At 71.3% G+C, this 8,487-nt stretch carries 9 protein-coding genes and 1 tRNA gene; 8 read left to right on the top strand and 2 right to left on the bottom strand.

The genetic code is table 11. The annotated features are described in order from the left end of the window. Positions 1-425 precede the first annotated feature (425 nt). Positions 426-1,280, bottom strand: coding sequence for a single-stranded DNA-binding protein (ssb, locus tag AB0C29_RS21825; RefSeq protein ID WP_360822846.1), 855 nt, complete (start codon positions 1,278-1,280; stop codon positions 426-428). Between the two features lie 182 nt (positions 1,281-1,462). Between ssb and AB0C29_RS21820 the strand changes: the two genes are divergently transcribed. The 5 genes from AB0C29_RS21820 to AB0C29_RS21800 all read left to right on the top strand — a co-directional run bounded on the left by AB0C29_RS21820 (position 1,463) and on the right by AB0C29_RS21800 (position 5,691). Further along, on the top strand, positions 1,463-2,473 hold the full coding sequence (locus AB0C29_RS21820) for an alpha/beta hydrolase (protein ID WP_360822843.1): 1,011 nt from the start codon (positions 1,463-1,465) through the stop codon (positions 2,471-2,473). A gap of 69 nt (positions 2,474-2,542) precedes the next feature. Further along, positions 2,543-2,618, top strand: a tRNA-Arg gene (locus tag AB0C29_RS21815). Positions 2,619-2,648: 30 nt separating this feature from the next. Then, positions 2,649-3,479 carry a helix-turn-helix domain-containing protein gene (locus AB0C29_RS21810; protein ID WP_360822841.1) on the top strand — a complete coding sequence of 277 codons (831 nt, stop codon included), beginning with the start codon at positions 2,649-2,651 and terminating at the stop codon, positions 3,477-3,479. Positions 3,480-3,544: 65 nt separating this feature from the next. Next, a complete protein-coding gene (locus AB0C29_RS21805) occupies positions 3,545-4,162 on the top strand; it encodes a dihydrofolate reductase family protein (protein WP_360822838.1) in 618 nt (205 codons plus the stop codon). 11 nt (positions 4,163-4,173) lie between these two features. Next, complete coding sequence (locus tag AB0C29_RS21800; protein ID WP_360822835.1) at positions 4,174-5,691, top strand: hypothetical protein; 1,518 nt, start codon at positions 4,174-4,176, stop codon at positions 5,689-5,691. Positions 5,692-5,700: 9 nt separating this feature from the next. Here AB0C29_RS21800 and AB0C29_RS21795 read toward each other — a convergent pair whose 3' ends face one another. Beyond that, positions 5,701-6,207 carry a hypothetical protein gene (locus tag AB0C29_RS21795; RefSeq protein ID WP_360822832.1) on the bottom strand — a complete coding sequence of 169 codons (507 nt, stop codon included), beginning with the start codon at positions 6,205-6,207 and terminating at the stop codon, positions 5,701-5,703. A 191-nt stretch (positions 6,208-6,398) separates the two neighbouring features. Between AB0C29_RS21795 and AB0C29_RS21790 the strand changes: the two genes are divergently transcribed. From AB0C29_RS21790 to AB0C29_RS21780, 3 genes are all read left to right on the top strand, one after another. After that, positions 6,399-7,091 carry an MOSC domain-containing protein gene (locus AB0C29_RS21790; protein ID WP_360822829.1) on the top strand — a complete coding sequence of 231 codons (693 nt, stop codon included), beginning with the start codon at positions 6,399-6,401 and terminating at the stop codon, positions 7,089-7,091. Between the two features lie 9 nt (positions 7,092-7,100). Next, entirely contained in the window at positions 7,101-7,424 is a 324-nt protein-coding gene (locus AB0C29_RS21785; protein ID WP_360822826.1) for a PadR family transcriptional regulator, read from the top strand. Next, positions 7,421-8,487 (top strand): hypothetical protein (locus AB0C29_RS21780; protein ID WP_360822823.1); only part of this gene is annotated, 1,067 nt, incomplete at its 3' end. The genes AB0C29_RS21785 and AB0C29_RS21780, both read left to right, overlap by 4 nt.

Here is an 8,487-nt window from a genome sequence, read left to right as displayed (position 1 = left end):
CCGCGCGGCAGGGGGTTCGGCGGCTGGGTGCCGACCACCGGACACCCATCCGCCGGGCCGAAGGGACCCGCGTGCACCCCCGGCGGGACCCCATCGGCCGGCCGGCCCTCGACCACCCGCACCGAAGCCCGGTGCGCACCGCCCGAACTGCCCTTGCGGTGGCGGCCGCGGAGGTCGGCGCCGGAACACAAGGCTGTCGGCCGGGTGGGCGGAAGGGAGGGGCCGGTCCGGTGCCGCCGTCGCGAACCCACGGGGGAAGTCGGCTCGCAACGACGGCAGCTCAGAAGGCGATCACGCCAGGGCGGTCACACCCGGCGGTCACACCCGGGCGGTCACACACCCGGCGATCACACCCGGACGGTCACACCCGGCGGTCACGCCAGGTGGGGGCACCCGGCGGTCACGCTGAGGAGAAGCGCCGGCGATCACGCGGGAACGGGCTGGCGCCTGGCGCTCCGGCCCCGACTGGTGCGACGGGCCGAGCCCTCAGCGTCGGGCTCGTCAGGCCCCGCACCGCCCGATCCACGGTCTGTGGAACGGCTCGACCGGGACCCGGAGCTGGACCGGGAGCCCGGCCCAGGACCCGGAACGGGACCAGGGGCCGGCTCGGAATCCGGGCTGCTTTCCGTGCCCGGCTCGGGAGTGGGCTCCGAGTCGTCGGGATCCGGCGCCGGGATGGCGGCCGGCACGACCATCTCCGTGTCGAACGGCTCGATGCTGCCGCCGCGCAGGGCCGCCAGCGGGTCGAAGCCGCCCGGCGTGGGGCCAGGGACGTCCTCGAACGTCGGCTCGTCGCCGTCCAGCACGCCGTCGCCGTACACGGTGGGCGCCTCGTCCTCTCCGACCGGGACCGCCGTCTCGCCGCGGACCTGGCCGTCGCTCTCCGCCGTCTCGGTCGCGCTCGTCGCGGACGTCGGCTTGTTGCGGAAGAACCGGCCCCGGCCGCGGGACAGGTCGTGACCGACCGACACGGCCTCCATCTCGTACGTCGTGCGCAGGTTGCCTTCCGAGTCGGTCCAGTCGCGGGTGTAGAGGCGTCCTGCCACCACGACCGGGTCGCCGACCGTGACGGAGGCCGCCACTCCCTCGGCGAGCCGGCGCCAGCAGTTGACGCGTACCCGGAACTGGTTGCCGTCGACCCAGCGGCCGGTCTCCCGGTCCATCCGGCGGGCGGTCGACGCCACCCGGAAGTTGGCGACCAGGGTGTTCGTGCTGGCGGTGCGGCGCCATTCCGGCGCGGTCAGGACGTTCCCGACCACCACGATGTTGGTGTCGAACACTGCGTCTCCTTATCGAGGGGGAAGTGCGGCGGGCGATCTGGGAAGCAGCGTGCTCCGAACGTCCCGATGTCCGCTTCGGGAGCCGCGCGAGCCTGTGGACGACGGGGGAATGTGGAAAACCGCGGAAAATCCCGGTGATCTGGTATGGCGCGAAGGTCCTTACGCGTGGGTAACCTGGCGGCGTGGAGACCGACGTCCTGGGCGTGCCGTACGAGCGAATTACCATCGACCTGGGCAGCGATGACGAGGGTGCCGTTGTCGCGACCCTGGTCCGCCGGCGCGGGGACACCCCGTCACGGCGCGCGGTGCTGTACGTGCACGGCTTCGTCGACTACTTCTTCCAGACCCATCTGGCGGACTTCTTCGTCGAACGCGGCTGGGACTTCTACGCGCTGGACCTGCGCAAGTACGGCCGCAGCCTGCTGCCGCACCAGACGCCGAACTTCGCGCGCAGCCTCACCGAGTACTACCCCGAGCTGGACGAGGCGGCCCGGATCATCCGCGAGGACGACGGCCACGACCAGCTGCTCGTCGCCGGCCACTCCACCGGCGGCCTGATCACGTCGCTGTGGTCGCACTCCCGCCACGACCAGGGCATCGTCGACGGTCTGTTCCTGAACAGCCCGTTCTTCGACTTCAACGTGCCGTGGCTGCTGCGCAGGCCACTGATGAACGTCGTCGGCCGCACAAGCAGCCGGAATCCGTACCGGGTGCTGCCCATGAGCACGCTCGGCCTGTACGGGCAGAGCCTGCACAGCGATCACCGTGGCGAGTGGACGTACGACCTCGCCTGGAAACCAGTGAACGGCTTCCCCGTCCGTACCGGATGGCTCGAAGCGATCCGCCGCGGCCAGGCCCGCCTGCGCGCCGGGCTGGCCATCGACGCCCCGATCATGGTCGCCTGCTCGACCCGGACCTTCCGCGGCAAGAGCTGGAGCGAAGACGTACGGCTGAGCGACTCGGTCCTGGACGTGGAGCACATCGTGCGCTGGGCGCCGCGGCTCGGGCCGCGCGTGACGATCGCGCGGTTCGACGGCGGCATGCACGACCTGACGCTGTCCGGCAAGGACGTACGCACAGAGCTCTTCCAGGAACTGGGCAGATGGGTCGACGCGTTCGTCCCGCCGAAGGGCACGCCGGAGATCTCCGTACCCCCGGCCCCGGAGGACAAAGCGGACGCCACGACGGCTTGACATCCCGCTCGACCGAGCGGCGGCGAAACTCTAGTATGTGCTGGCCAGCACACTCCGTGGGCCGGCCAGGCGCTCGTAGCTCAGCGGATAGAGCAACGGACTTCTAATCCGTCGGTCGCAGGTTCGAATCCTGCCGGGCGCGCCATCCACCCCGTGGCCATGGAGTATCGGGACCATGGAGTATTTCGGCCGGGTCCCCGCCCCACCGCTCGACAGCTTCATCGACGACATCTACTGCCTGGCCGGCACCCCGCACCACCCCCGCATGAACGTCCCACCCATGCCCTCAGCCCACCTCTTCCTCAACCTCGGCGACCCCATCCGCCTCTTGGACTCCGACCCATCCATGCCACCAGCAGTACTGACCGACGGCTGGTTCATGGGCCTCTGGACCAGACGCTTCCTCATCGACTACCCCGCCCGAGTCCGTCTCGTCGGCGTCCATTTCAAGCCCTGGGGCGTCTCCCCGTTCGTCGACCTACCGGCATCCGAACTACGCAACCACTGGATCCCGGTCGACGACCGCTGGCAGCGATTCCTGGACCGGCTCGGAAACGAGTCGTCAGCCTCCGCAGCACTACATGTGCTGGAGCTAGAGCTGCGTGAGCGCCTCGCCGCAACTCCTTCACGCGGCCTCGACCTGGTCCAGCACACCGGCGGACGACTGGAGCTCTCGCACGGCGTGCTCCCGGTCAGCGCCCTCGCTGATGCCGCCGGCGTGAGCGGCAGCCACCTCGCCACCCAGTTCCGCTCCCATGTCGGCGTAACCCCGAAGCGAATGGCCCGCATCTACCGCTTCGCCCGCCTGATCATCTCCGTGGACGCCCGAAACCCGATCAACTGGTCGGACTTCGCCCACACCGCCGGCTACTTCGACCAGGCCCACTTCAGCAAGGAGTTCAAGGACTTCACCGGCCACACCCCCACCGAATACCTGTCCCTGCGACGCCGGTTCCCCGCCGAGCCGGACTTCCCGCCGGACAGCGGTCCGATGCCAGCCATTTGATTTTTACAAGCCCACCCCGCCCCGGGCGCGAGACCATCGGCAGGCAAAGCACCCGAGGAGGACCTGTGGGCACAGTGATCATGCACAACGTGGTGTCGGTGGACGGCTTTATCGCCGACCTGAACGACGATGTCGGACCACTGCACGACTGGTACTTCAACGGGGACACGGCCATCACCCCGGACGACAAGACCACCAACGGCTTCCGGGTCTCGCGAGCCTCAGCCGAATACGTCCGTTCAACCTGGGCCGGCATCGGCACGATCATCATGGGCCGCCACATGTTCGACCTGGTCAACGGCTGGGAGGGCCGCCCGCCCGCCGGCGATCACGTCGTCGTGGTGTCGCACCGCCCCAAGCCCGACGGCTGGCATCCCGAAGCGTCCTACCACTTCGTCGACGACGTGCCGGCCGCCGTCGAGAAGGCCAAGGAGCTCGCCGGGGACCGGAACGTCGCGGTGAGCGCCGGAGACGCAGCCGGGCACATCTTCGCGGCCGGCCTCGTCGACGAGGTGGCCATGGACGTGGTGCCGGTGGTGTTCGGTTCCGGCAAACGCTTCTTCGGCGGCATCAACGCCCAGCACCTGCTGGAGGACCCTCACGTGGTCATCCAGGGCGAGCGGGTCCTGCACCTGAGGTTCAAGGTCAGAGCGGGGTCGCGGGCGGAGCCCGATCTCGCCTAAGGTCCCTCGCCATGAAGTCGAAGTTCCCGATCATGGTCCTCGCCGGCGTGCTGGTCGCCCTGCTCAGTCCCGCGCCCGGGCAAGCGCAGGCCCCCGCGGACCTGCGGGTCGAGGTCTCCGACACCGTCGTGGCGCCCGGCGGCGCGACCAGGATCTGGCTTCGGACCTACTCCGCACCGGCTCAGAGCGTGCAGGCGTACAACGTGAGCTACCGCATCTCGCAGAGCCTGGTCGACGCCGGCGTGACCGTGGACATCGACTACGACACTCCCAACTGCACCGGCGGGGTCGCCACCCTGAGCTGCAGCTTCGAGGATGAGTTCTTCGACTTCACCCCGTCCGGCGAGCGCAGCCACTGGGCCGTGCTCAAGGCCGCCACGACGGTGCCGGTCGGGACCGAGGGCACGATCACCGCCACCTTCCGGGGTTACCACGATGAGGTGGTCACGGGCGTCGCCGACGTCACCGTGGCTGAGGGCGTCAGCTTGGTCGCGGTCCCGAGCCCGACGCTGTCGGCGCAGCCGGGTGGGGCGTTCGAGGTGCCGCTGAGCGTGCGTAATGCCGGTGCGAACGTCGCCGACGGCATCGGGATGAGCGTGGACCGCTCCGCGTGGGCCATGCAGGCCGGGACGCACTACCGCAACTGCCGGTACGACGCCGACCGGCTGGTGTCGTGCCGCTTCGACCAGCAGCTGCAGCCGGGGACCGCCTATCGGCTCGCCCTGCCTTACCAGCTGCGCAGCAACACGATCGCACCGGTCAAGCTGGGCGCCGACTTCACCTGGCGTACGGCCGCGCAGCATGACGGCTACCTGGCCGAGGAGAAGGCGTTGGGCAAGCCCGCCGGCACAGCCGGGGACGGGCCGGTGCTGCGGCTCGAGCCGGTCGTCTCCGCGGCGGCGAAGCGGCAGGCCGATGTGGATTACCGGGACAGCACCTCACGGGTACGGATCGCGGTGACCGGCCGCAACGGCGTCGACCTGGTTGCCCTGGGCGCCGAGGTCGACGGGGACGCCGGTGACGTGGTCACGGCGGCGGTCGGTGTGCGTAACGACGGACCGGCCGTCCTCGACCTGGACCAGTCGACCACCGTCGCGCGGATGCTCGTGTCGGTGCCCGAGGGCACCGAGGTCGTGACCGTGCCGGCCCGCTGCCGCCAGGTCGTCGACGGCGTTCCCGCCTGGAACGTGCCGGCCAAGCCCGGTGCCGCCCAGTACGGCTGCCGCACCAGCAACCACCTGGAGGTCGGGGCCAGCGAGAAGTTCCGCTTCGGTCTGCGCGTCAACCGGGTGATCGCGGGCGCGAACGGGCCGGTGCAGGTCACTGCCGCCTGCGGGACGTGCGAGCTGGACAAGTCGAACGACAAGGCACTCATCGTCGTCAACGGCGCCGGAGGAAGCGGCGGGGGTGGCGGGCTGCCGGTGACCGGCACGCCGGTCGCCGCTGTCGTGGGCGGGGCTCTGCTGCTGCTCGTGGCGGGCGCCGGCGGCATACTGCTGACCCGCCGCCGCACCCGGTTCCAGGCCTGAGCGGGCCCGCTACTCGCCCAGCTTCAGGTCGACGATGACGCCCTGGTCCGCGCAGGCCGACTGGAGCCCGGTCACGTGTTCGGTGAGCGGCCCCATGAAAGCCAGCGCTTCCAGGCCCGGTTCGTCGCCCAGCTTCGACAGCTGCCAGACCAGGTCGATCAGCTTCGTACCGTGATCGCGGATGTCCTCGTAGCGCGAGTCCTCGAAGACTCCGCGCAGTTCGCGGTACTCGGCCTCGGTCATCGTCTTGTCGCCGTCGTCCCCGTCGACCGCCTTGTCGCCGTCCCGCAGGGCCTCGCAGGCCGCCACCCCGGAATCCGTCCGGATGACCCGGTCGTAGAGGAACCAGCCGCCCGTGCCGGCCACGAGCAGGAGAGCGACGGCCAGCGCCAGCCACGGCAGCAGGCTGCGCCGAGGCGGCTGCGGCTGCGGCCCGTACCCGGTGAAAGCGGCCGGCGGGCCCGCCGGCACAACGGGGACCTGCGGGTCGTACGGCGGCTGAGGCGGGTACGCCATAAGAACTCCTGAGCGACGGGCTGGTGAGCGGAAAGCAACCGCCCGAACACTGTGGATGCCCGCGCCCGCCGGGAACAGCGTCCGCGCCCGGATCTCGGATGATCGGCCCCCAGGTCGATCCGACCGGCTGCAATCTCGCCCGGACACGAAAGAGTCAGCCACGGACGAGCCACGCACGAAAGGGTCAGCCGATGAAAGTCGTGGAGCTCCGCCGGTACCCGATCAAGTCCCTGCTGGGTGAGCGGCCCGCGGCCGTCGACGTCGAACAGCGCGGGCTGGCCGGTGACCGGCTCTGGGCGGTCCGCGACACCGAGGGCAAGCTGGGCAGCGGCAAGAACACCCGGCGGTTCCGGCGGATGCCCGGCCTGTTCCGGTTGCGCGGGCACTTCGCTGATCCCGTACCGGTGGTGGAGTTGCCCGACGGGCGCCGTTTCGCCGCTGACGACCCGGCCGGGCACCGGGCGGTCAGCGAGGTCCTGGGCCGGCCGGTCACGATCGCTCGTGAGGCGGAGGTCCTCCACCACGACGAGGGGCCGGTCAGCGTGATCAGCACCGCTGCCCTGCGCCGGCTGCGGGAGCTGACCGGGGAAGCGGTCGACCCGCTGCGGTTCCGGGCGAACCTGCTCATCGACATGCCCGGCTCCGGCTTCCCGGAGGAGGAGTGGCTGGGGCGGGACCTGCGGATCGGCGACCAGGTCGTGCTGCGGCCGCGGCGGCGCCTGACCCGGTGCGTGATGATCGACCAGGCCCAGGCGGACGTGCCGGAGCACGGCCGGCTGCTGCGGACCGTCGCGGAGCACCACGACCTGACCTTCGGCGTCTGGGCGACCGTCGAGCGCACCGGCCGGATCCAGCTGGGTGACACGCTTCCCGGCCCTATGTAGAGTACCTACATGCCTCCGCGGATGACCATGCCGGTGCTCAAGGTGGTGGCGGCGCTGCTCGCCGATCCCGCCGCCGAGCGTTACGGCCTGCAGCTCATGCAGGCCACCGGGCTGCCCAGCGGCACCCTCTACCCGGTCCTGGTCCGCCTCGAGCGGGCCGGCTGGGTCGAGTCGCGCTGGGAGCAGAGTGATCCGGCCGCCGAGGGACGGCCCGCCCGGCGCTACTACCGGCTCACCGCGGACGGCGCCGTCGAGGCCCGGCGTGAAGTCGCCGTCATGCAGCAGCAGATGGCCCAGGTGGCCGTCCCGGGCACCAGGGCGCAGCCGGCGTGAGCGCGGCCGACCGCCTGGCGCGACGCCTGGTCGACTCCGCAGCCCGGCGCTGGCCCGCGGACCTGCGCGATGACCTGGCCCGGGACTGGCACGCCGAGCTGGACGCGTCGCGATCTTCCTGGCACGCCTTGACCTTCGCGGGCAGCCTGGCCGTCTCCCCCGCCGTCGAGGAGGCCGACGAGGAGCCGGTGACCTGGGCGCAGCGCGGGGCCGGCTGGGCCCGCACGCTGTCGGTGCCGGCCGCGCTGACCTTGCTGGCGGCGGCGCTGGTCAACGCCGCTCATCTGGCGCAGGGGCGGTTCGGCGCGCTCGCCGGGGCGGTAGCGCTGACGGCCGCCGCGGCTGTGATGGTGGCGGTCGGTGGCCGCACGACCGTGGGCCGGGTGGTGCTGCTGGGTGCGGCCGGTTACGCCTTCCTCCTGGCCGGCAACCAGGTGGCGGTCATGCCGTTCATGGGCTGGATCGACATCGGCCCGGCGGTGCTGGCGTGGACCATCCTGACCGCTGCGACCGTACGGGTGAGCACCAGCTTGCGAGCCACGGGCCGCACCGCCCTCGCCGGAGTGGCGGCAGTCGCCGGTGCCGTGCTCGCTCTCGACGTCGCCGCAGCCGCCGGTTCCCTGCATGCCGCCGCGGTCCTCGGGGTGAACGCCGCCTCGGCGCCGTCCTGGTTCCCGCTCGCCCTGCTGCCCGGCGGGATCGCCGACTTCGGGGCCTACTTCGCGGACGGCACGGCCACGTTCGGCCACCTCCAGCAGGCCGGACCGGCGTTCCATGCCTCCGACGTCCTGCTCGGCAACGCCTCGGCGATGATCGGCCCGCTCACCCTGTGCTCGGTCGCGGTCGTCGCGGGCCTGCTGCGCCGCGGTTCGCCCCGGATTCCGGACGCGATGCGGTCCCCGGACGCTGCCGGCAAGGTGGCGCTCGGCGTGGTGGCCGGGCTGGGTGGCCTGGCGATCGGCGAGCTGCTGCGCCGGTCCGGCGGCGCGGCTGAGCTGACCCTGCACCGGCTGGTCGACAACTCGGCGGTGTTCGGCTTCGGCTTCCTCGCCCACCCGGCGGG

This window comes from Actinoplanes sp. NPDC048791 (genome assembly GCF_040650095.1).
Classification (GTDB): domain Bacteria; phylum Actinomycetota; class Actinomycetes; order Mycobacteriales; family Micromonosporaceae; genus Actinoplanes.
Note: the sequence above shows the minus strand (reverse complement) of the source record. Positions and strands in the feature narration are given on the sequence as shown.

Coding starts and splice junctions, on each gene's coding strand:
- AB0C29_RS21810 (WP_360822841.1), top strand. CDS start 2,649: ATGGAGTATTTCGGCCGGGTCCCCGCCCCACCGCTCGACAGCTTCATC.
- AB0C29_RS21800 (WP_360822835.1), top strand. CDS start 4,174: ATGAAGTCGAAGTTCCCGATCATGGTCCTCGCCGGCGTGCTGGTCGCC.
- AB0C29_RS21795 (WP_360822832.1), bottom strand. CDS start 6,207: ATGGCGTACCCGCCTCAGCCGCCGTACGACCCGCAGGTCCCCGTTGTG.
- AB0C29_RS21790 (WP_360822829.1), top strand. CDS start 6,399: ATGAAAGTCGTGGAGCTCCGCCGGTACCCGATCAAGTCCCTGCTGGGT.
- AB0C29_RS21785 (WP_360822826.1), top strand. CDS start 7,101: ATGCCTCCGCGGATGACCATGCCGGTGCTCAAGGTGGTGGCGGCGCTG.